Origin of the sequence: Leisingera sp. XS_AS12, assembly GCF_041224635.1 — a bacterium.
GTDB lineage: Bacteria > Pseudomonadota > Alphaproteobacteria > Rhodobacterales > Rhodobacteraceae > Leisingera.
The window spans coordinates 390,693-412,053 of record NZ_JBGFGM010000128.1; the positions used below are offsets into that span (position 1 = coordinate 390,693).

Sequence of the window (21,361 nt, forward strand, 5' to 3'; positions counted from 1 at the left end):
GAAGCGCAGGCGCGCAGCGCTGGCAAGAGATTGGCATGGAAACGGCATGACGGAAACATGGGATGCAGTGGTGGTGGGCGCCGGACCCGCGGGGCTGATGGCCGCCGAGGAGTTGGCCCGTGCCGGGCATCGCGTGCTGGTCGCAGAGGCCAAGCCCTCGGTCGCGCGCAAGTTCCTGATGGCCGGCAAGTCTGGCCTGAACTTGACAAAGAATGAACCCTACGCGCAGCTGATCGCCCACTACGGGGCGGCGGCGGATTGGTTGGCACCGATAGTGCAGGAGTGTGATGCCCAGGCGGTGCAGGACTGGGCAACTGGACTGGGCATTGAACTGTTCACGGGCTCCACGGGTCGGGTGTTTCCAACGGTCATGAAGGCCTCGCCGCTGCTGCGCGCCTGGCTGGCCAGGCTGGAGGGCAACGGCGTCCAGATCCGCACTCGGTGGCGCTGGATGGATTGGGCGCAGGGGCAGCCATTGACGTTGGCGTTTGAAACGCCGCAGGGGCGGCAGCAGGTGGCTGCACATACGGCGGTGCTGGCGCTTGGCGGCGCAAGTTGGGCGCGGCTGGGGTCGGACGGTGCCTGGGCTGCAAAGCTGGCGCAACAAGAGGTCGGGCTCGCGCCTTTCAAACCGGCCAATGCAGGGGTGCTGGTGCCGTGGTCCGCCCATATGGCCGCGCAGTTTGGCCAGCCGCTGAAGGGGATTGCCCTGCGTGCAGGCAATCTGTCCTCGCGGGGCGAAGCCGTGATCTCCCAGCGCGGGTTGGAGGGCGGCGGCGTATATTCCGTCTGTGCCGCCGTGCGTGAAGGTGCCGCGTTGCATGTCGACCTGCTACCGGACTTCACCGAAGCCGAGGTCGCGCGTCGATTGTCGCGCCCGAAGGGCAAGGCGAGCCTGTCCAATCACTTGCGCAAGGTCTTGAAGCTGGGGGCGGCGCGCATGGCCGTGTTGCAGGAGTTTGCCCGCCCCCTGCCGCAGGATCCCGCGGATCTGGCGGCGCTGATCAAGGCGCTGCCGGTGCGCCACGAGGGGCTGCGCCCGATGGACGAGGCGATCTCGACGGCAGGCGGCGTTCGTCGTGAAGCAGTGGATGACACGCTGATGCTGAAGGCCCGGCCCGGCATCTTCTGCGCGGGCGAGATGCTGGACTGGGAGGCGCCCACAGGCGGCTATCTCTTGACCGCCTGTCTGGCGACAGGTCGCTGGGCGGGCCAGGGAGCTGACCGTTACTTGACCAGCGCCGTTACGCGCTGAAACGCCGGACGTGCGCGCATGCGTTTTCCATAGTCCAGCATCGCTTCATTCTCGACCGGGAACTTGGCGTTGCGCGCCCAGTTCAGGCAATGGGTGCAAATGATGTCGGCGATGGTGAAGTCCTTGCCAGTCAGAAACGGTCCGCTCATCCGCTCCGCCAGCCGGTCGAGGCTCTGCGCGAATTCCCACTTCAGACTGTCCTTGACCTCAGGCACGCGGCGCTCCTCCGGAAGGATGAAGCTGTGCCGGGCGGCGGTCCACAGCACCGCATCCAACTCGTCCAGCACCAGATGGGTCAGAGCGTCCTGCCGGGCGCGCGCCAACGTGCCGGCCGGTGCCGTCAGATCCGAGTGCCGATCAGCGAGGAACGTGAGGATCGCGGTCGAATCGGTGATGATCTCTCCGTCCGTCTGTAGCACCGGCACCTTGCCCGAAATGTTCAGCGCCTGAACCTCAGGGCTGCGTGGCGGGTGCGGTTGCAGCTCGTAGTCGGTGCCGATTTCTTCGAGCGCCCACAATACGCGAAAGGTGCGGGTCTGCGGGATGCCGATGACGGTGTACATGTCGTGCCTCCTCTGTTGTGCGGCAAGGATGCGCAGGAACAGGCAGCGGATCAAGCGCTGCGTCGAGGCCGCGTTTCAGAAGCCGCTGTCAGCGGCTGCGACCGAGCATCGACAGGCGGATCAGGGCGCGTTCCATCAGGGCCAGCGCAGGGGCGGTCTGCCCGGCGGAGCGCAATTGCAGGTCGGTGTCCGTCAGGATCGTGAGCGCGGTCTGCAGCCGGTCCGCGCCCCAGTTCTGCGCCTGCCGTAACATGCGGTCGCGCCGCTTTCCATATAGTGGCGGCCGCAACTGGCCGATGCCCTGCGCCGGGCCACCGGGGGCGGAAGCGATGGTATAAAGAGTTCGGAAATGCCGCGTGGCACCGATGCACAAAGTGACGGCATTGGTCCCTTGCGCCTGAAGCCGCCGCATCAACGGGCCGATTTCGGCGCTGCGGGCTTCGGCGACCACGTTCAGCATGTCATCCAGTGCTGCCTCGGTTGATTGCGGGGCGACGGCGTCGATGTCCTCGAGGGTCAGCGGGCTGGTGTCGCCGTGCTTGTAAAGTGCCAGTTTGTCGATCATCCGCGAGAAGTCGCCGGGGCCGATGTCATTGGCGATATCGGTCAGCGCCGACATGCTGTCACCGGGCACGTCGCGGATGCCGCCTTCGGCGAGGATGCGCTCGATCTCGGCGCGCGACGGCGGGTCATCATAGATGCCGACGGCATAGGCGTTACTGTGACCCTCAAATGCCTTGCGCAGTTTTGAGGTGGCCTTGAGCTGCCCGGCGGTCACCACGAGCTGCGCATCACCCGGCTGCCAGTCTTGAAGCGCCGAGGTAATGGCAGGGGTGGCGGTCTCATTCGCGCCTTCCACGAAGACCGCTCGCCGTCCGGGAAAAAAGCCCACAGCCTTGATTGCGTCCAGCAACTGGGCCGGATCCTTGCGCAGGTTCGCCCCGGGCAGGCGGGTCAGTCGCATTTCCTCTTCGGCACCGGGGCCCAGCAGGGCGGCCAGGACCTGCTGGCGTTTCAGCGACACCCGCATGGCATCGGCCCCATAGATCAACAGGCCGGTCTTGCCAGGATCCGGCTTGGCGAAATAGCTGTCTGCCTCGCGCGGGGAGAGCTTCATTCCGCCGCCGTGCTCAGGTCCGCGGTGGCCAGAATCCGGGCCGTGATCTGATCGGCCAAAATGACCATCAGCCGCTCACGCGCGTCGCGTTCACCCGCCAATGTCTCGACGGTTGAACCGGTGGCGGAATAGCCGGTGAAGTTGTTGACCGTACCGCTGGCAACCACCTTGCCGTCAGCGTTTCGGGTCAGCACGAAGTCGGCTGTCCCCAGAACGGAGTAGCGGGTGATGTCGTTGTCGGCGGTGATGGCCTGGCCTTCTTCGCTGGTGCGCAGGGTCAGGTCCAGCTGATAGGCGCTGCCGCCGCGGCCCAGTCTCTGTTCCAGGCTGCGCACCAGGAAATAGGCGTCGGTGCCGCTGGCCCCGCGGATGGCCTCGGGGCTTTGGACGGCGATCTGGCCATGCAGCGCCGCGCCCGAGCCACCGGGGCTGTAGACAGGGCTGAAGCCGCAGGCGGCCGCAAGAAGCGGCAGCGCCAACAGCAGGGAGCGGAGATTAAGCAACGACATTCACAATCCGGCCCGGAACCACGATGATCTTCTTCGGAGCGCCGCCATTCAGCGCCTTTTGCACAGCTTCGTGCGCGAGCGCCAGTTTTTCAACCTCTGCCTTGTCCAGATCCTTGGCGACCTCGATTTCACCGCGGCGCTTGCCGTTGATCTGGATCGGCAGGGTGACGGTGTCCTCGACCAGCATCGCCTCGTCCGCGACCGGCCAGGGGGCTGTCGCGCAAAGACCTTCGCCCCCTTGGTGGCTCCAGATGTCTTCGGCCAGATGCGGGGTCATCGGGGCCATCAACTGGGCCAGCGTCATGATGGCCTGTTTCTGCACCTTGGCGCTGGCCTTGGATTTGGCCAGCGTGTTGGTGAAGGCATACAGCTTGGCGATGGCGGCGTTGAAGCCGAAGGAATCGACACCCAGGGTCACGTCCCGGATGGCCTTGTGCATCTCGCGCAGCAGATCCTCGTCGCCTTGTCCCGGCGCATCCGGGTCCATCTTTGCAATGCGGTCGTTCAGGTTCCACACGCGGTTGAGGTGCTTGTAGGCAGCCTCGGCCCCGGCAGCGGTCCATTCCACGTCCCGCTCGGGCGGCGAGTCGGACAGCACGAACCAGCGCGCCGTGTCCGCTCCGAAGGAGGAAATGATGTGCAGCGGGTCAACCACGTTGTTCTTCGACTTGGACATCTTGGCCGAGGGGATGATCTCCACCTCGGTACCATCCTTGAGGAAGCCCTTGCCGTCGCGCAGCTCCACCTCTTCAGGGTAGTGGTAGACGGGCCGCCCCTGATCGTTCGTGGTCTTGTAGATCGCGTGTGTGACCATGCCTTGGGTGAACAGGGCGTCGAACGGCTCGATGGATTTCTCCGGCAGGTGGCCGCAGATCTGCATCGCGCGGGCAAAGAAGCGCGAATACAGCAGGTGCAGAATCGCGTGCTCGATGCCGCCGATATACTGGTCGACGTTCATCCAGTATTCGGCCTCGGCCATGTCGGTCGGGGTCTCGGCGCGGGGCGCGGTGAAGCGGGCGAAGTACCAGGACGAATCCACGAAGGTGTCCATCGTGTCGGTTTCGCGCTTGGCGGGTTTGCCGCAAGACGGGCAGGCGCAGTCGCGCCAGGTCGGATGGCGGTCCAGCGGGTTGCCCGGCACCGAGAAATCGATCGGCTTGCCGCCCTCGTCATAGGGCAGGGCAATCGGCAGGTTTTCTTTCTTCTCCGGCACCACGCCGCAGGCGTCGCAATGCACCACGGGAATCGGGCACCCCCAGTAGCGTTGGCGCGACAGGCCCCAATCGCGCAGCCGGTACTTGGTCACGCCTTTGCCCCAGCCGGCCTTCTCGGCGAAATCGACCGTGGCATTGATGGCTTCTTCGCCGGTCGCCTCCGTCAGCCCGGCAAAATGATCGACCCAGCGGACTTTTTCGGTCTTCGGCGGTACCAGAGCCTCATCGGCCACCGGGGTGTCATCGCCCAGGGTGAAGAAGGCGTTGGTGACCGGCAGGTCATACTTGCGGCAGAAGTCGAGGTCGCGCTGGTCATGCGCCGGGCAGGCAAAGATCGCGCCGGTGCCGTAATCCATCAGGATGAAGTTCGCGATCCAGACCGGCAGCTCCCAGTCGGGGTTCAGCGGATGCTTCACGCGGATGCCGGTGTCGTAGCCCAGTTTCTCGGCGGTCTCGATGGCTTCCTCGGTGGTGCCGCCCTTGCGGCATTCCGCGACAAAGGCCGCGACCTCTTCCGATTCGGCTTCCAGCTGCTTGGCAATCGGGTGATCGGGGGAAATGCCGACAAAGGATGCGCCCATCAGCGTGTCGGGGCGTGTGGTGTAGACCTCGATCGCTTCGCCACCGTCGGTGCGCTCAAAGGCGAACTGCAGGCCGCGCGACTTGCCGATCCAGTTTTCCTGCATCAGCCGTACCTTGGCGGGCCAGTTTTCCAGATCATCCAGCGACGACAGCAGCTCTTCGGAAAAATCGGAGATCTTGAAGAACCACTGGGTCAGCTCCCGTCGCTCCACCAGCGCGCCCGAGCGCCAGCCGCGGCCGTTCTCGACCTGCTCGTTGGCCAGAACCGTCATGTCGACCGGGTCCCAGTTCACCACCGCGTTCTTGCGGTAGACCAGCCCCTTTTCCAGGAAGTCGAGGAACAACGCCTGCTGCTGGCCGTAATATTCCGGATCGCAGGTGGCGAACATGCGGCTCCAGTCCAGCGACAGGCCAAGCGGTTTCATCTGCTCGACCATCGTGTCGATGTTGGCGTAGGTCCAGTCTTTCGGATGTCCGCCGCTGGCCATCGCCGCGTTTTCAGCGGGCATGCCGAAGGCGTCAAACCCCATCGGGTGCAGGACATTGTGCCCCGTGGCCAGCTTGTAGCGCGCGATCACGTCGCCCATGGTGTAGTTGCGTACATGACCCATGTGGAGCTTGCCCGAAGGGTAGGGGAACATCTCCAGCACATAGTATTTCGGCTTGTCGCCGCTGCGCTTGGCCTGAAAGATCCCGGCCTTGTTCCAGGCTTCCTGCCATTTTGCTTCGATTTCCGTGGCGGAGTAACGCGACATCAGAGCGGTCCTTTGCATGAAAACGCCGGGCGAATGGCCCGGCGCTTCTGATAATGGGGTTTGGCTGTTGTTTCCAGTGCGCAGCGGGTCAGAACTTCTTGTCCGCGATCCTTAGCTGCCGGGCGCGGGACAGAATCGCGTCTTCGACGGCGCGCGTGGTGCTGGCGCTGACCGGTCCACCCTTGGACTGCAGCGCAACGCTCAGCGAACGTGCATCCAGCGCCGGGTCCTTGATGTGCACGGTGGCGCGGTAGGCGCGCCCCCCGCCCGGCGGGGTACCATAGCCGGTGACGATCAGCCCGGTGAACGGGTCCACCGACTGTATCGGCAAAAAGTTCAGTACATCCAGGCTGGCGGTCCACAGGTAGCGGTTGACTTGGACTTCGCGCTCCGCCGTGGAGGGCTTGAAGATGTCCCAGATCTTGCTGCCTTCGACATTTTCGGGGTCACGAGGATTACCGCCGATCACTTTTTCATTGTAGGTGGCGGGTTTACGGTCATCCTTGCCGCCAAGGGCACCGCAGGCGGAGAGTGCCGCGGACAATGAAATGATTCCCAGAATCTTCAACCAGCGCATCTCGGGCCTGTTCCTTTAATTCGCATGTGGTGCGCACAGTCCTAGACAAGGGTTGGCCCTGCAACAAGCCAAATCTTGCCGCAGGAACAGGGCGTCACGGCACTTTATATAGGGTAAAGCGCCGGGCGCCTGTGGGACACTGTGGCATCCATGCACCAACTTGGGGGGGATTGCAGCGGCGCATTCTCAGGATGCTTGCACCCGGCCCCCAAAAAGAGCGACACGGAGTGCGTACTCAGATCGGTGCGGGTTGCGCAGGTTTGAGATCGGAAATCTAAACCCGAGGGAAAACAATGAAAAAGATTCTCTTCGCTTCGACCGCTCTGGTCGCCACCGCAAGCGTTGCAGCCGCTGACGTGACCTTCTCCGGCTACGGCCGTTTTGGTCTGGGCTACGTTGAAGACCGTAACACCGACACGTTCGCTGGCGAAAACGAAGTGTCCGACACCGCGATCGTCAGCCGTTTCCGCCTGACCATCGATGCCGACGCAGAAACCGATGGCGGCGTTCGTTTCGGTGCCCGTGTTCGTATTCAGGCTGACGAAGACGCTGACACCGGCGAAGCTGGCGAAGCTGGCCTGAACGCCGCACGCTTCTTCGTTGAAAACGGCGGCCTGCGTGTTGAAGCTGGCAACGTTGCCGGCGCCATCGACAACCTGCCGGGCTACTACGGCTTCGAGCCGGGTCTGGAAGGCACCTTCAACATGTACTCCGGTGTCAACTATGACTTCATCGGCTACAGCTCGACCGGTGGCACCCACAACGGTGTGTACGCGCGTTACGCGATCGGCGACTTCGCCGTTGCAGCGGCCTACGACAGCGCACCGGGTGCAGAAGCTGCTGGCGACAGCCCGACCACTACCAACGGCGACCGTTGGGACATTCACGCTGCCTACACCTTTGGCAACGTGACTGCTGCTCTGGCATATGGTGAAACCGACACCGACGTGTCTCAGGAAATCACCGTTCTGACCCTGCAGGGTGACTTCGGCCCGCTGTCCGTTGCAGCCATCGTTGGTGACGAAGAAGTGAACGATGACGCAGGTGCCTTCGACACCAATGTCTCCGACACCTTCTACGGTCTGTCCGCTTCCTACGCTGTGTCCTCCGCGACCTCCGTGAACTTCGCCTACGGTGACGGTTCCGGCGACAACGACGAGCGTCACATCGGCCTCGGCGCCGTGCATGACCTGGGCGGCGGCGTCTCCCTGCGTGGCGCAATCGGTACCAAGCGTGAAGGCAACGGCGACTCGCAGACCGTTGCAGACTTCGGTGCTCAGTTCAGCTTCTAAGCTGACCTGAACCACCTTGGTTCTTGGGCGGGTTCCTTCGGGAGCCCGCCCTTTTCTTTTGCCTCTTAACATTTGCGCACAATCCGTGTTTTTCTGCGCCAAAACAGACATGAGGCCCGACCATGCCGCTTGACGACATCAAATCCCGAATTGCCAAGGCCGAAGAAAAGGCAGGCCGTGCGCCCGGCAGCGTTCAACTGATCGCGGTATCCAAGGTGCAGCCGAATGAACGCGTCGCCGCCGTGCTGGAGCAGGGCCATCGGTGCTTTGGTGAAAACAAGGTGCAGGAGGCGGCAGGAAAATGGCCTGATTTCCGGGCGCAGTTTCCTGGCGTTGATCTGCATCTGATCGGCCCGTTGCAGACCAACAAGGCGCGCCAGGCGATGGAGCTGTTTGACAGCATTCATTCCGTTGATCGTCCCAAACTGGCCAAGACGCTGGCACGGCTCGCACAGGAACTGGGCAAATGCCCTGATCTGTTCGTGCAGGTGAATACCGGCGAGGAGCCGCAGAAGGCCGGAGTTCTGCCTGCCGAAGCCGATGCCTTCATCGCCGAATGCCGCGAGCTGGATTTGCCGGTTCGCGGGCTGATGTGTATTCCGCCGGTGGATGAGGAGGCGAGCCTGCATTTTGCCCTGCTGGCGAAAATCGCTGCGCGCAATGGTCTGGACGGGCTGTCCATGGGCATGAGCAGTGATTTCGAGAAGGCCATCGCGCTTGGTGCCACCCATGTGCGCGTCGGATCCGCTATTTTCGGTGAGCGCAGTTACTGAGCGAGCAGCCTCTAAGGACTTGCGGGATGTTGCCAAAAGGCTTGGGGAGCGTCAGCTTTCCAGGCGCCCAGGCACGATGATCCGTGTGCCGGGCTCGATCCGGGCGGCAATCCAGTGCAAGTCCTGCCGCGAAAAGGCGATGCACCCTTCGGTCGGATAGCCCGGACGCCGCCATTGATGCAAAAAGATGGCCGAGCCGTCCCCGGCGCGGGCATTAGGCCAGTTCCAATCGGTGAGCAGCACTAAATCATACAGCGGATCCGCACGGCGCAACCGCTCGTGACTGCCAGTGTACGGCGCCCGAACAAGCTGGTTGTACCGCGGATCTCCCGCGTCGTCGGACCACAAGTCATGCGGGCCAATGGGGGTGGCCCAGGAGGTGGGGCGGCACAGGCGGTCTGGGCGGAACAGCATGCCCGTGATCCGAAGGACGCCGCTGGGCGTGGCGCCATCGCCCTCGCGTTTGGCCCCGGTCACTCCGCCTTTGCCGATGGAGCAGGGAAAGCGCCGTCCCATGAAGCGCAATCCCGACCGTGTCAGCACCAGATCGGCGGGTGACATCACAGCATATGTCCGGATTTTCTGGCCTTGGTGGCAAGGTAGTGTCGGTTATGGGCGTTTTCGCCAACCTTTAGAGCAACCCGTTCCGCGACCTCGATACCGGTCTTTTCCATCATCGCGATCTTGTTGGGGTTGTTCGTCAGCAACCGGACCTTGGAAAACCCGAGCTTCTTCAAAATCGCGGCCCCCAGACGGAAGTCGCGCTCGTCATCCTCGAAGCCCAGCCGGTGGTTGGCCTCGACCGTATCAAATCCCTGATCCTGCAGCGAATATGCGCGCATCTTGTTGGCGAGGCCAATGCCGCGTCCTTCCTGGTTGAGGTAGAGCAGAACCCCGGATCCAGCCTCGCCCATCTGGGTCAGCGCGCCGCGCAGCTGCGGGCCGCAGTCGCACTTCAGTGAGCCCAGCACGTCGCCGGTAAAGCAGGCCGAATGCAGGCGGGCCAGAACCGGTTTGCTGCGGTCCGGACGACCGATTTCCACTGCGTAATGCTCCTCGGCACCGTCGTCGGGGCGGAAGATATGCAGCCGCCCGGCTTCGGCCGCGTCCATCGGCAGGCGGGCAGCGGCCACCGGGTGCAGCGGTGAGCTCGCGGTCAGCAGCGGTTCGGCAGCGGACTGGGAAATGGTCGTGAGGCCATGGGCGGCGGCGAATCCTGCGGGTTCCTCCAGCGGCACCAGCGCCGCGGCGGGCAGCAGCCGGGCAGATTTCACCAGCGCGATTGCCAACCGGTGCAGGTCGGCACTGCCGCCGCGCAGGCTGGTGAGCGGTCCCTTCAGCGGAACGTTCAGGTCATCCGCAGGGTCTGCCAGCGACTGGATCCAGGTCAGCCCTTCGTCCACGGGGACGGTGACGCGGCTGATGTCCTCATCATAAATCCGTGCCTTCAGCGTTTCTGCCCGGCGGGCCGTCAGCGCCAGGGACAGGTCGCCGAGCGCCCGCATCTCGGCCAGCCGCGGCTCGCTGAGGGCTTCGACCGCGATGGCCAGCGCAGCGCTGCCGCCGCCGGTCAAGACCACGGGCAGCCCCATGCGCAGATCCACCCGCGCGCGGGCCAGAAGTTCGATCGTGGTGGGCATCAGGCTCATGCGGCAGTCCGATGTTATTGTGTAACAAGCCTTGCTGTCCTTACGCCCAAATGCAACGGATGTGAAACATTTTTGGCCTGCGGGACACGACGGCGTGAAAGTAATGCAGCATATCTTGCCGCGGGCGCAAGGGATGCGCATGTGTGAACCTGTGAACAGGAGGGTTAGCGAATGGCGCAACTGAAGAAAATTCTGCTGGTGGATGACGACGAAGACCTGCGCGAAGCCTTGAGCGAGCAGCTGGTGATGACCGAGGATTTCGATGTCTTCGAGGCGGAGAACGGCCAAAGCGCGATGGAGCGCGCCAAGGAAGCCCTGTACGACCTGATCATTCTGGATGTCGGCCTGCCCGACACCGACGGGCGTGAGCTGTGCCGCCTGATGCGCAAGCAGGGCGTGAAGGCGCCGATTCTGATGCTGACCGGCCATGACAGCGATGCCGACACCATCCTGGGCCTGGATGCCGGCGCCAATGATTACGTCTCCAAGCCCTTCAAGTTCCCGGTGCTGCTGGCCCGCATCCGCGCCCAACTGCGCCAGCACGAACAGTCCGAGGATGCGGTGTTTGCGCTGGGGCCCTACACCTTCAAGCCGTCGATGAAGCTGCTGATCACCGAAGACGACCGCAAGATCCGGCTGACGGAGAAGGAAACCAATATCCTGAAATTCCTGTACCGCTCCAGCGATGGGGTGGTGCCGCGCGATGTGTTGCTGCACGAGGTCTGGGGCTACAATGCCGGTGTTACCACGCACACGCTGGAAACCCACATCTACCGCCTGCGCCAGAAGATCGAGCCGGATCCCTCCAACGCGCGGCTTCTGGTGACGGAATCGGGGGGCTACCGGCTGGTGGCCTGACCTGGTTGACCGAGCGGCGAACCGATCCCGCGCATGCCCGGGTTACGGCATGCACCTCCCTGTTGGACTTGGCCGGGCCTTGCGCCCGGTCTTTTTTGTTTGTGCGGTGGCCGGGAAAATCGGCTCTGGTCCTTCGCGGCCGGGGCGGGCAGTATCGCGGCCAACCCGAATTTCATGATGAGAGCCGCAATGCCCTTCACCCTTGCCACCTGGAACATCAACTCTGTCCGCCTGCGCGAGCCGATCGTGCAGAAGCTTCTGCAGGAGGAAGCCCCGGATGTGCTGTGCCTGCAGGAGTGCAAAAGCCCGGTGGAGAAGATCCCGCTGGAGGGCTTCGCGGCACTTGGCTACACCCACATGATCGCGCGCGGCCAGAAGGGCTACAACGGGGTGGCGATCCTGTCGCGGTTGCCGATCGAGGACGTGGGCGACAAGGATTTCGCGGGCCTCGGCCACGCACGCCACGTTGCCGGGCGGCTGGAGAATGGCACCGTGATCCACAATTTCTACGTGCCCGCGGGGGGGGATGTGCCGGACCGCGAACAGAACGAGAAATTCGGCCAGAAGCTGGATTACCTGACCGAGATGCGCGACTGGTTCCATGCGGAAAAGCCGGAAAAATCGATCCTGGTGGGCGATCTGAACATCGCACCGCGCGAAGATGACGTCTGGGATCACAAGAAGCTGCTGAAGGTGGTGAGCCACACGCCCATCGAAGTCGAGCATTTCAGTGACGTGATGGAAGCGGGCGGCTGGAGCGACGTGACCCGCAACGACATCCCCGACGGGCGGCTTTACAGCTGGTGGAGCTACCGTGCCAGGGATTGGGATGCCGCCGACAAGGGGCGGCGCCTGGATCACATCTGGGCGACACCTGACATTCGCAACGCGGCCCATTCCAGCCGCATTCTGCGGGGTGCGCGCGGCTGGGAAAAACCCAGCGATCACGCGCCGGTCTTTGCCACCTTCGATCTGTAGATCGCAACGTCGGCAGGTGGCGCTCCCGCCCGTTACGGCGCCTCCGCCGGAGGCGCCTGCCCGGTTGGGCCGGGCACTGTGCTGGCGCACAGTGCGGCCCTTCAGCCCCGGGCGGTGGCATAGGGGAAACACCGGCGACTTAACTCCACCCTTGGTTTCCGGCGCGCGGGAATCCATATAGGGGGCAAGTTCCAAGCGGAGAACAGACTGATGAGCGAAATACTGGGCGGAGCCGCACCGGCGGCCGATCTGATCAAGGACGTATCTGAGGCCACCTTCATGCAGGACGTTGTCGAAGCGTCAATGAAGGCACCGGTTATCGTCGATTTCTGGGCCCCGTGGTGCGGCCCCTGCAAAACCCTCGGGCCGATGCTGGAGGCCGCGGTTGCCAAGGCCAAGGGCGCGGTGACGATGGCCAAGATCAACGTCGATGAAAACCAACGACTGGCGCAGGCTTTGGCGCAGCAGGGATTGCCGCTGCAGTCGATTCCGGCGGTTGTGGCCTTTGTGCAGGGGCGTCCGGTGGACATGTTCCAGGGGGCCATTCCGGCCTCGGAGATCGATGCCTTCGTGAAGCGCGTGGCCGAGGCTGCGGGCGTCAGCGCGGATGGTGGCCTTGGCGAGGCGCTGGAGGCGGCCGAACAGATGCTTGCGGAAGGGGCCGTGGCAGACGCGGCGCAGACCTTTGCCGCGATTCTCGGCGAAGACGACAAGAATGCGGCCGCCTACGGTGGTCTTGCGCGGGCGCACATCGCGCTCGGGGAACTGGACCAGGCGGAGGCAGTTCTGAACGGCGCCCCGGCAGAGATTTCCGATGCGCCGGAAATCGAGGCGGCGCATGCCCAGATCGCTTTGGCACGGCAGGCGGAAAACGCAGGGCCGGTAACCGAGCTGCGCGCCGCGGTCGAGGCCAACCCGGATGATCTGCAGGCGCGCTTCGACCTCGCACAGGCGTTGCACGCGGCCGGGGATGCCGAGGCCGCGGTGGCCGAGCTGCTGGAAATCTTCCGGCGTGACAGGGAATGGAACGACGGCGCGGCCAAGACCCAGCTGTTCACCATTTTCGACGCGCTCAAGCCGAATGATCCGGTGGTGTTGAACGGGCGGCGCAAGCTCAGCTCGATGATATTTGCCTAACATCCGGCCCGCACTACACTCTGGAACATGATCCAGGCCGCTGACCTGCCGGACACGATACCCGTGTTCCCATTGCCCGGGGCGCTTTTGCTGCCCCGGACACGCTTGCCGTTGCACATCTTCGAACCGCGTTACCTGCAAATGTTTGAAGATACGCTGAAAACGCGGCATCGCCTGATAGGTATGGTGCAGCCTGTCCCCGGTGAGCGCGACGGGGCCACGGTGCTGCACAGCATCGGGTGCGCCGGGCGGGTGACCCAGTTCTCCGAAACCGAAGATGGCCGGTACCTGGTGACCCTGTCAGGGGTTTCGCGGTTTCGTCTCAGTCAGGAGGCGAGCGGCTTCACGCCCTATCAGCGCTTTGATGTGTGCTGGCAGGGATTTGACCGCGATCTTGGTCGCAGCGAAGCGGATGAGACCCTGGATCGTGGCCCCTTCCTGAACCTTCTGGAGCGCTTCTTTGCCGCGCAGAACCTGTCAACCGACTGGGAAGCGCTGAGAGAGGCCGAAGATGAGCTGCTGATCAATTCATTGGCGATGCTGCTGGAGTTCGACCCCGAGGATAAACAGGCCTTGCTTGAGGCGCCTTGCCTTGCCACAAGGCGGGAAACCCTGGTCACCTTGATCGAATTCGCCCTGCGTGGCGGCTCTCAGGAGGAAACCCTGCAATGAGTGAAACAAAGGCGAGTGATGCGCAGACGCCGACTTTTGAACGGCGGATGCTGGAGGCGCTGGTCTGTCCGCTGACGCAGACCGTGCTGGAATATGACGCCGAGGCGCAGGAATTGATCTCGCGCGCGGCCAATCTGGCCTTTCCGATCCGCAACGGCATCCCGGTGATGCTGGTGGATGAGGCGCGCACGCTGGAGTGACCGCCAGCGCGCGGCGTGGGCCTTAGCCTTCAGATCATCTCGCCTTTCAGAAGCTTGGGCAGGTCGCCGGTGAGGCCGGCTGCTTCTCGCATGAAGTTGCGGCGCAGGCCCGGAATCGCGCCTGCCAGCCCAAGCCCCAGGTCGCGGCCCAGGCGCAGCACCGGGTTGTCGTTGGAAAACAGCCTGTTGAAGGCGTCCGTAGCCGCCGCCAGCGTGGCAGTGTCAAAGCGGCGCCACTGCTGGTAACGCTCCAGCACCGGGATTGCCCCGATGTCCTCGCCGCGGCGGGTGGCCTCGGTGAGAACTTCCGCAAGGGCGCCAACATCGCGCAAGCCTGCGTTCAGCCCCTGACCGGCGATCGGGTGCATCCCATGTGCGGCATCGCCCACCAGCGCCAGACGAGGCGCAACGAAGCTGTTGGCAAGGCTCAGCCCGAGGGGGTAGGTAAACCGCTTGCCCGCCAGCGAAATCTCTCCGAGAAAATCTCCGAATCGCGGTCGCAGCGCCTGCAGGTAGCTCTGGTCAGCCAGCGCGTGGATGGCCTTTGCGGTTTCGGTGCGCTCGCTCCACACGATGGAGGACATGTTGCCGGGCAGGGGCAGAATCGCCAGTGGTCCGGCGGGCATGAAGAACTGATGGGCAACGCCGTTGTGCGCCTTTTCGTGATGAATGGCACAGACCAGCGCCGTTTGCCCGTAATCCCAGCCCGTGCGCTTGATACCGGCGCGTTGCGCGGTTCCGCTGCGTCGTCCGTCAGCCCCGACAAGGACCCGTCCGCGCAGTTCGGTCCCGTCATCCAGCGTAACATCAACCGCGTTGGCGTCGCTGGCCTGGGATAGAACTTTTCGGCCATTGATCCGGGAGATCCCCGGGGTCTCGCTCATCGCCTTCTGGAAGGCGCGGCGCAAAAAGCGGTCTTCGACCATGTAGCCCATCGGGCCTTCTTCCAGCTCGGTATGGTCGAAGTGCAGAAAGAAGGGGGAAGGCCCCTGGCCCGCATGGCCGTCGGTGACCTTGATGTCCAGCATCGACTGGGCATGATCGGCCACGTGCTGCCAGACGCCGATTCGCTGCAACAGCCGCTGCGAGGCCAGTGCCAGAGCATAGCCGCGACCGTCAAAGTCGTCTTCGGCCTGCTGTTCGGGCTGCAATGCATCGACAATGGTCACGCTGTGACCGGTCTGTGCCAGTGCCAGCGCCAGGGCCGGGCCGTTCAGCCCGCCTCCCACGATCAGGATATCCGAAATGTTCTTCATGCCCCGCACTATGCGCTTGCAGGAGGAATTGTCCATGCGGCACAGGCGGGATTGTACCACTGGCGCGCTGGAGTTACCGTCGCGCCGAAAACGAATTGGAAGGGATGCGGATGCAAGACTGGCTGACAATGACCGCTGCCGATCTGGGGCGGGGAATCGCGGAGGGCCGGATCAGCCCGCTGGCGCTGACGCGCTGCTATCTGGATGCCATCGATGCGCACCCCGAGCGTGAACGAATTTATACCGAGGTCACGCCCGACCGCGCTATGGCCGAGGCTCAGGCGGCCGAGGAGCGCGCCCGCGCGGGCCTGCGCCGCTCCCCTCTGGATGGGGTGCCGCTGAGCTGGAAGGACTTGTTCGACAGTGCAGGCGTGGCCACCGAATCCGGCTCTGACCTCTTGAAGGGGCGGGTGCCGGACCGCGACGCGCTGGTGCTGCGCAACGCGACCCAGATGGGCGCGGTTTGCCTCGGCAAGACCCATATGAGCGAGCTGGCGTTCTCCGGCCTCGGCTACAACCCGGTCAAGCAGACCCCGCCCTGCATCAACGATGCCGCGGCGGCGCCGGGCGGGTCGTCCTCCGGGGCGGCGGCCTCGGTGGCCTTTGGCCTCGCAGCGGGGGCGATCGGGTCGGACACTGGCGGCTCTGTGCGTATCCCCTCGGCCTGGAATGATCTGGTCGGCCTCAAGACCACCGCCGGACGGATCCCGCTGGAGGGCGTGGTCCCGCTGTGCCTGAAGTTCGACACCATCGGTCCGCTCGCCCGCTCGGTCGAGGATGCGGGACTGCTGCTGGGGTTGCTGGAAGGGCGCGCGGGCCCGGACCTGCGCAATCCCGCCCCGTTGCGCGGCCGCCGCTTTGCTGACCTGCAGACCGTGGCGCAGGCGGATCTGGACCCGGTGGTTGCCGCAGCGCATCAGGCGGCACTGGATCGGCTGCGTGACGCTGGCGCGGAAATCCTGCCGCTGGAGGTGCAGGAGCTGGAAGACGCGATGGCGCTGAGCCCTATCCTGTTCACCACCGAAGCCTATGGCTTGTGGAAGGATGTGATCGAAAAAGCGCCGCACCTGATGTATCCTGAGATCCTGGAACGCTTCCGCTCCGGGGCGCAGTTCAGCGGAGCGGACTACGTCGCCGCATGGCAGCAGCTTGAGCGGCTGCGCAAGATCTGGGCGCAGGCGGTGGCGGGGTATGATGCGGTTCTCACCCCGGCTGCGCCGATTCTGCCGCCCAATCTGGACCGGCTGCAAAGCGATCACGACTACTACGTGCGCTCCAACCTGATGGCGCTGCGCAATACGAGGATCGGCAACCTCATGGGGCTTTGCGGTCTGTCGTTGCCAACCGGTACGCCGAGCTGTGGCTTGCAGGTTCTGGGCGCGGCGAACGGTGAGGAAACGCTGCTGCGCACCGGCGCCGCGATCGAGACCGCCTTGGCCTGAAAGCCACATCTGGCCGGGCGGACCATGCAGCGGGTGGACGCATCCGCCCGCCCCTTGTAACCTATGGCGCAAACGGGGCGCCCATGATCCCGTGACCGAGGCACAAAACATGACTTTTCCTGAGCGGTTCTCGAACCTGCCGGCCTACGCATTCCCGCGTCTGCGGGCGCTGTTGGACCATCACACCCCTGGCGGGGATGTGGTGCATATGACCATTGGCGAACCGAAACACGCGTTTCCGGCCTGGGTCACCGAGGTGATCGCCGAAAACGCCGCCGGGTTTAACCAGTATCCCAACAACGACGGCACCCCGGATCTGCGCGGTGCCATGGCCGACTGGGTCCAGCGCCGCTACGGCGTGGCGATGGATCCCGAATCGCAGGTGATGGCGCTGAACGGCACTCGCGAGGGGCTGTATAACGCCGCCATGGCCCTGTGCCCGGAGCAGAAAAACGGCCAGCGCCCCGCGGTGCTGATCCCGAACCCCTTCTACCAGGTCTACATGGTGGCCACGCTGTCGGTCGCGGCAGAGCCGGTCTTTGTGCCCGCCACCGCGGCCACCGGCCACCTGCCGGATTATGAAAGTCTGCCCGCAGACGTGCTGGACCGCACCGCGGTGGCCTATATCTGCTCGCCCGCCAACCCGCAGGGGGCGGTGGCCTCGCGCGATTACTGGACGCGGCTGATCCGTCTGGCGGAAAAACACGATTTCCGCATCTTTGCCGATGAATGCTACTCCGAAATCTACCGTGATGCGGCACCGACCGGTGCGCTCAGCGTCGCGCAGGAACTGGGCGCGGATCCCGAACGGGTGGTGCTGTTCAACTCGCTGTCCAAACGGTCGAACCTGCCGGGACTGCGCGCTGGGCTGATTGCCGGCGGTCCAGAGACGATCCGCCGGGTGAAGCAGCTGCGCGCCTATTCCGGCGCCCCCCTTCCCGGACCACTGCAGGCCGCCGCGGCCAAGGTCTGGGCGGATGAGGCGCATGTGGCCGAGAACCGGGCGCTCTATCAGCAGAAATACGCAATCGCGGACGAGGTCTTTGCCGGGCTTGAAGGCTACATGCCGCCCGAGGCGGGTTTCTTCCTGTGGCTGCCGGTCGAAAACGGCGAGCAGGTGGCGCTGAAACTGTGGCAAGAGACCGGCATCCGGGTTCTGCCCGGCGCCTATCTGGCGCAAGGTGGCGCTGGCGAAAACCCCGGCGAAGGCTACATCCGGGTGGCACTGGTTGCCCCCGCAGAGGACACTCGCAAGGCGTTGGTGGCCTTGCGGGACTGCCTTTATTGACCCAAGCGGCGCGGCCCGAACGGGGCGCGCGGCCAAGAGCAACAAACGAACAGACCCGTGACCCGGCGGTCAACAGCCGGGCAGGGCGAGCAGAAACGGAACTGAGGTAGGCATGGCATTTCAAACCCGCAGCCGCGACCCGCTGCTTGACAGCAACATGCAGGCGGCCATTGAAAAGCGCGGCAAGGAACTGATCGGTCTGGCGCTGATCCTGGCGGGGCTGATGTTCGCGGCAATGCTGGGGTCCTATACGGTGGAGGATCCGAACTGGACCGTCTCCACCGATGCGCCGGTGCAGAATTGGCTGGGTCGTCCCGGTGCCTCGGTGTCGTTCATTCTGATTACCCTCTTCGGCAAGGCCAGCTGGGCGCTGCCGGTGTTTCTGACCGCTTGGGGGCTGCGCTTTGTACTGCACCGGGGCGAGGACCGGGTGGTCTGGCCGCTGCTTTTGTCGGTGCCATGGCTTCTGGTGGTGTCCCTGCACATGGAGACCCTGAACGCCAGCACCACATGGCAGCAGAACTACGATTTCGGCCTTGGGGGAATGGTCGGCTACACCTTCCTTGGCGCATTGTTGGCGCTGTTGCCGGTGGGTTTGCACTTCATGGTCAAGATCATGTCGCTGCTGAGTGCGGTGGGCATGTTGGCGTTGGGGTGCACGGTGCTCGGGTTCACCTGGCCGGAGGTCCGCAAGGGGCTGCACAAGGTGATGATTGGCCTGATCCTGGGCTATGGCGCTGTTGCGGCCCTGCTCGGGCGTGGCGCCTCCAGCGGCTTGCAGGCGGCAATGACCTATCGGCGTGACCGGGTGACGGCCCAGGATGCGCCCGGCACGGGGTACGACCCGCACGCCGAGCCCGAGCCGGATGTTTTCGAAGACTATCCCGAGACGGTGTACCAGCAGGAACCGCTGGTGCAGGCACCCGAACTGGACCCCGGCGCTGCGCCAGTGTCCAAGCCTGGCCTGCTGGCACGGGTTCCGGGACTGATCCGCCGCGCACCGGCCGTGGAGCCGACTGAAACCGCCCTTTACGGCGACGGCGCAGAGCCGTTGACGGATGGCGCCGAAGGCAACCGCGACCGGATTTCAGAAAAAATTGCCAATGCTGTGCGTATTCGGCGCGCTGCCGATGTGCCGCCTGAGGAAGATCCGAACCTGCCACTGACCAAGGGGCGCGGTCGACGCCCGGCGCCGCTGATCTTCAATGCGAGCCCGGCGCAAGGGGGGCTGCCGCCGGAGCCGCCGTTGACGTCCGGTGGCGTGCCGCCTCGGCAGGAGCCACCGCTGAGCGTGGCGCAACCCACCGCACATGCCGTCCCCCCTGCGCCCTCAGCGGTTGCGGAACCTCAACCCTTTGAGCCGGCGCCGCACTCCTCTCCTTCGGCTGCTGTTGCGCAACCTTCGCCGTCGACCCCGGCGGCGATGCTGGCACCGGACCACGTGGCCAGCGAAGGCTTGCCGAAACTCTCCGCCCGCCCAACGCAGCCGCAACAGGAGCCGGTCGCGGCCCCGGAACCCCAACAGGCCGCTCGACCCGCCATGGAACTGCCGGTTGCAGAGCCGCGTCGCGCCGTGGTGGAAAAGCCGGTGCGCAAGCCGGTGCAGCCCTCCAGCCGCGCCAAGGCCGAGGCACAACCCGACTTGGCCTTTGCCGATTCCGATGGTGGTTTCGAACTGCCCCCGCTCAGCCTGTTGACGAACCCGGCCAGCATAGAGCGCCACCACCTCAGCGACGAAGCGCTGGAGGAGAACGCGCGCATGCTGGAGTCGGTGCTGGATGACTACGGCGTCAAGGGCGAGATCGTCTCGGTCCGCCCCGGCCCTGTCGTCACGATGTATGAGCTGGAGCCGGCGCCGGGTCTGAAGGCCAGCCGCGTGATCGGTCTGGCCGATGACATCGCGCGCTCCATGTCGGCGCTGTCGGCGCGGGTCTCCACGGTGCCGGGCCGCACCGTGATTGGCATCGAACTGCCGAACGAGAACCGCGAGAAGGTGGTCCTGCGCGAGATCCTGTCGTCGCGTGATTTCGGCGACGGCAACCACGCGCTGCCGCTGGCCCTGGGCAAGGACATCGGCGGCGACGCGATGGTGGCGAACCTCGCCAAGATGCCGCACCTGCTGATCGCGGGTACCACCGGCTCGGGTAAATCGGTGGCGATCAACACCATGATCCTGTCGCTGCTTTACAAGCTGACGCCGGAGGAATGCCGACTGATCATGATCGACCCCAAGATGCTGGAACTCAGCGTCTATGACGGCATTCCGCATCTGTTGTCGCCGGTGGTGACCGATCCGAAAAAGGCGGTCGTGGCCCTGAAATGGGTGGTCGGCGAGATGGAGGACCGCTACCGCAAGATGTCCAAGATGGGCGTGCGCAACATCGCCGGCTACAACGGTCGCGTGAAGGAGGCCCTGTCCAAGGGCGAGATGTTCTCCCGCACCGTGCAGACCGGCTTTGACGACGAGACCGGCGAGCCGGTGTTCGAGACCGAAGAGTTCGAGCCCAAGACGCTGCCCTACATCGTGGTCATCGTCGACGAGATGGCAGACCTGATGATGGTCGCCGGCAAGGAGATCGAGGCCTGCATCCAGCGTCTGGCGCAGATGGCGCGGGCCTCGGGCATCCACCTGATCATGGCGACCCAGCGTCCCTCGGTCGACGTGATCACCGGTACCATCAAGGCGAACTTCCCGACCCGGATCTCCTTCCAGGTCACCTCCAAGGTCGACAGCCGCACCATTCTGGGCGAGATGGGCGCCGAGCAGCTCCTTGGCATGGGCGACATGCTGTACATGGCGGGCGGTGCGAAGATCACCCGTTGCCATGGTCCGTTCGTCTCGGATGAAGAGGTCGAGGAGGTGGTCAACCACCTCAAGCAGTTCGGTCCGCCGGATTACGTTGGCGGGGTGCTGGATGGCACCGACGACGACAAGGCGGACAATATCGATGCGGTCCTGGGGCTGAACACGGGCGGCAACACCAATGGCGAGGATGCGCTTTATGACCAGGCGGTCGCCATCGTCATCAAGGATCGCAAGTGTTCCACCTCCTACATCCAGCGCAAGCTGGCGATCGGGTACAACAAGGCCGCGCGACTGGTTGAACAGATGGAAGACGAGGGCGTCGTGTCTGCCGCCAACCACGTCGGCAAGCGGGAAATTCTGGTTCCCGAACAGTAAACTGTCGGATTTTTGCCGATGCCGGGTGCAGGGTGCGCCCGGCATCTTCACATCTGCCAAAGC

At 64.2% G+C, this 21,361-nt stretch carries 19 protein-coding genes; 11 read left to right on the forward strand and 8 right to left on the reverse strand.

The annotated features are described in order from the left end of the window. Positions 1-46 precede the first annotated feature (46 nt). Entirely contained in the window at positions 47-1,255 is a 1,209-nt protein-coding gene (locus AB9K35_RS23915; protein WP_369929999.1) for a TIGR03862 family flavoprotein, read from the forward strand. Here AB9K35_RS23915 and AB9K35_RS23920 read toward each other — a convergent pair. The 5 genes from AB9K35_RS23920 to AB9K35_RS23940 all read right to left on the reverse strand — a co-directional run bounded on the left by AB9K35_RS23920 (position 1,228) and on the right by AB9K35_RS23940 (position 6,572). Further along, entirely contained in the window at positions 1,228-1,818 is a 591-nt protein-coding gene (locus AB9K35_RS23920) for a glutathione S-transferase family protein (RefSeq protein ID WP_369930000.1), read from the reverse strand. The two genes, AB9K35_RS23915 and AB9K35_RS23920, sit on opposite strands and share 28 nt — an antisense overlap. A gap of 88 nt (positions 1,819-1,906) precedes the next feature. Further along, the gene (holA, locus tag AB9K35_RS23925; protein ID WP_369930002.1) at positions 1,907-2,935 is read right to left on the reverse strand and encodes a DNA polymerase III subunit delta; all 1,029 of its coding nucleotides are present in this window, start codon (positions 2,933-2,935) and stop codon (positions 1,907-1,909) included. Further along, positions 2,932-3,444, reverse strand: coding sequence for an LPS assembly lipoprotein LptE (gene lptE / locus AB9K35_RS23930; protein WP_369930004.1), 513 nt, complete (start codon positions 3,442-3,444; stop codon positions 2,932-2,934). The genes holA and lptE overlap by 4 nt, the downstream gene beginning before the upstream one ends. After that, a complete protein-coding gene (gene leuS, locus AB9K35_RS23935) occupies positions 3,431-5,995 on the reverse strand; it encodes a leucine--tRNA ligase (protein ID WP_369930006.1) in 2,565 nt (854 codons plus the stop codon). The genes lptE and leuS overlap by 14 nt, the downstream gene beginning before the upstream one ends. An 88-nt stretch (positions 5,996-6,083) precedes the next feature. After that, the gene (locus AB9K35_RS23940) at positions 6,084-6,572 is read right to left on the reverse strand and encodes a DUF3576 domain-containing protein (RefSeq protein ID WP_369930008.1); all 489 of its coding nucleotides are present in this window, start codon (positions 6,570-6,572) and stop codon (positions 6,084-6,086) included. A gap of 293 nt (positions 6,573-6,865) precedes the next feature. Here AB9K35_RS23940 and AB9K35_RS23945 point away from each other — a divergent pair, with 293 nt between their 5' ends. Next, positions 6,866-7,864 (forward strand): porin, encoded by a 999-nt coding sequence (locus AB9K35_RS23945; protein WP_369930010.1) that lies wholly within the window; start codon positions 6,866-6,868, stop codon positions 7,862-7,864. A gap of 122 nt (positions 7,865-7,986) precedes the next feature. Then, positions 7,987-8,637, forward strand: a complete 651-nt coding sequence (locus AB9K35_RS23950) for a YggS family pyridoxal phosphate-dependent enzyme (protein ID WP_369930012.1) — start codon at positions 7,987-7,989, stop codon at positions 8,635-8,637. Between the two features lie 51 nt (positions 8,638-8,688). On the opposite strand, the gene AB9K35_RS23955 is transcribed toward AB9K35_RS23950, so the two are convergent. Both AB9K35_RS23955 and ribA read right to left on the reverse strand, forming a co-directional pair. Then, entirely contained in the window at positions 8,689-9,198 is a 510-nt protein-coding gene (locus AB9K35_RS23955; RefSeq protein WP_369930014.1) for a L,D-transpeptidase, read from the reverse strand. After that, complete coding sequence (ribA, locus tag AB9K35_RS23960) at positions 9,198-10,286, reverse strand: GTP cyclohydrolase II (protein ID WP_369930015.1); 1,089 nt, start codon at positions 10,284-10,286, stop codon at positions 9,198-9,200. The genes AB9K35_RS23955 and ribA overlap by 1 nt, the downstream gene beginning before the upstream one ends. A gap of 171 nt (positions 10,287-10,457) precedes the next feature. On the opposite strand from ribA, the gene AB9K35_RS23965 reads away from it, so the two are divergent. The 5 genes from AB9K35_RS23965 (at position 10,458) to AB9K35_RS23985 (ending at position 14,131) form a co-directional block, all read left to right on the forward strand. Then, positions 10,458-11,144, forward strand: a complete 687-nt coding sequence (locus AB9K35_RS23965; protein WP_039164198.1) for a response regulator transcription factor — start codon at positions 10,458-10,460, stop codon at positions 11,142-11,144. Between the two features lie 189 nt (positions 11,145-11,333). After that, the gene (locus tag AB9K35_RS23970; protein WP_222454577.1) at positions 11,334-12,122 is read left to right on the forward strand and encodes an exodeoxyribonuclease III; all 789 of its coding nucleotides are present in this window, start codon (positions 11,334-11,336) and stop codon (positions 12,120-12,122) included. 210 nt (positions 12,123-12,332) lie between these two features. After that, entirely contained in the window at positions 12,333-13,259 is a 927-nt protein-coding gene (locus AB9K35_RS23975; protein WP_369930020.1) for a tetratricopeptide repeat protein, read from the forward strand. A gap of 27 nt (positions 13,260-13,286) precedes the next feature. Continuing rightward, entirely contained in the window at positions 13,287-13,931 is a 645-nt protein-coding gene (locus tag AB9K35_RS23980; protein WP_369930022.1) for an LON peptidase substrate-binding domain-containing protein, read from the forward strand. Next, positions 13,928-14,131, forward strand: coding sequence for a Trm112 family protein (locus tag AB9K35_RS23985; protein WP_222454580.1), 204 nt, complete (start codon positions 13,928-13,930; stop codon positions 14,129-14,131). Before AB9K35_RS23980 ends, AB9K35_RS23985 begins: the two co-directional genes overlap by 4 nt. Before the next feature lie 29 nt (positions 14,132-14,160). Here AB9K35_RS23985 and AB9K35_RS23990 read toward each other — a convergent pair whose 3' ends face one another. Next, the gene (locus AB9K35_RS23990) at positions 14,161-15,387 is read right to left on the reverse strand and encodes an FAD-dependent monooxygenase (protein WP_369930024.1); all 1,227 of its coding nucleotides are present in this window, start codon (positions 15,385-15,387) and stop codon (positions 14,161-14,163) included. 110 nt (positions 15,388-15,497) lie between these two features. On the opposite strand from AB9K35_RS23990, the gene AB9K35_RS23995 reads away from it, so the two are divergent. The 3 genes from AB9K35_RS23995 to AB9K35_RS24005 all read left to right on the forward strand — a co-directional run bounded on the left by AB9K35_RS23995 (position 15,498) and on the right by AB9K35_RS24005 (position 21,298). Further along, positions 15,498-16,829, forward strand: a complete 1,332-nt coding sequence (locus AB9K35_RS23995; protein ID WP_369930027.1) for an amidase — start codon at positions 15,498-15,500, stop codon at positions 16,827-16,829. A gap of 109 nt (positions 16,830-16,938) precedes the next feature. Then, positions 16,939-18,117, forward strand: coding sequence for an aminotransferase class I/II-fold pyridoxal phosphate-dependent enzyme (locus tag AB9K35_RS24000; protein WP_369930029.1), 1,179 nt, complete (start codon positions 16,939-16,941; stop codon positions 18,115-18,117). Between the two features lie 112 nt (positions 18,118-18,229). Then, entirely contained in the window at positions 18,230-21,298 is a 3,069-nt protein-coding gene (locus AB9K35_RS24005) for a DNA translocase FtsK 4TM domain-containing protein (RefSeq protein ID WP_369930031.1), read from the forward strand. The last annotated feature ends 63 nt before the right edge of the window (positions 21,299-21,361 follow it).

Coding starts and splice junctions, on each gene's coding strand:
- AB9K35_RS23915 (WP_369929999.1), top strand. CDS start 47: ATGACGGAAACATGGGATGCAGTGGTGGTGGGCGCCGGACCCGCGGGG.
- AB9K35_RS23920 (WP_369930000.1), bottom strand. CDS start 1,818: ATGTACACCGTCATCGGCATCCCGCAGACCCGCACCTTTCGCGTATTG.
- holA (WP_369930002.1), bottom strand. CDS start 2,935: ATGAAGCTCTCCCCGCGCGAGGCAGACAGCTATTTCGCCAAGCCGGAT.
- lptE (WP_369930004.1), bottom strand. CDS start 3,444: ATGTCGTTGCTTAATCTCCGCTCCCTGCTGTTGGCGCTGCCGCTTCTT.
- leuS (WP_369930006.1), bottom strand. CDS start 5,995: ATGTCGCGTTACTCCGCCACGGAAATCGAAGCAAAATGGCAGGAAGCC.
- AB9K35_RS23940 (WP_369930008.1), bottom strand. CDS start 6,572: ATGCGCTGGTTGAAGATTCTGGGAATCATTTCATTGTCCGCGGCACTC.
- AB9K35_RS23945 (WP_369930010.1), top strand. CDS start 6,866: ATGAAAAAGATTCTCTTCGCTTCGACCGCTCTGGTCGCCACCGCAAGC.
- AB9K35_RS23950 (WP_369930012.1), top strand. CDS start 7,987: ATGCCGCTTGACGACATCAAATCCCGAATTGCCAAGGCCGAAGAAAAG.
- AB9K35_RS23955 (WP_369930014.1), bottom strand. CDS start 9,198: ATGTCACCCGCCGATCTGGTGCTGACACGGTCGGGATTGCGCTTCATG.
- ribA (WP_369930015.1), bottom strand. CDS start 10,286: ATGAGCCTGATGCCCACCACGATCGAACTTCTGGCCCGCGCGCGGGTG.
- AB9K35_RS23965 (WP_039164198.1), top strand. CDS start 10,458: ATGGCGCAACTGAAGAAAATTCTGCTGGTGGATGACGACGAAGACCTG.
- AB9K35_RS23970 (WP_222454577.1), top strand. CDS start 11,334: ATGCCCTTCACCCTTGCCACCTGGAACATCAACTCTGTCCGCCTGCGC.
- AB9K35_RS23975 (WP_369930020.1), top strand. CDS start 12,333: ATGAGCGAAATACTGGGCGGAGCCGCACCGGCGGCCGATCTGATCAAG.
- AB9K35_RS23980 (WP_369930022.1), top strand. CDS start 13,287: ATGATCCAGGCCGCTGACCTGCCGGACACGATACCCGTGTTCCCATTG.
- AB9K35_RS23985 (WP_222454580.1), top strand. CDS start 13,928: ATGAGTGAAACAAAGGCGAGTGATGCGCAGACGCCGACTTTTGAACGG.
- AB9K35_RS23990 (WP_369930024.1), bottom strand. CDS start 15,387: ATGAAGAACATTTCGGATATCCTGATCGTGGGAGGCGGGCTGAACGGC.
- AB9K35_RS23995 (WP_369930027.1), top strand. CDS start 15,498: ATGCAAGACTGGCTGACAATGACCGCTGCCGATCTGGGGCGGGGAATC.
- AB9K35_RS24000 (WP_369930029.1), top strand. CDS start 16,939: ATGACTTTTCCTGAGCGGTTCTCGAACCTGCCGGCCTACGCATTCCCG.
- AB9K35_RS24005 (WP_369930031.1), top strand. CDS start 18,230: ATGGCATTTCAAACCCGCAGCCGCGACCCGCTGCTTGACAGCAACATG.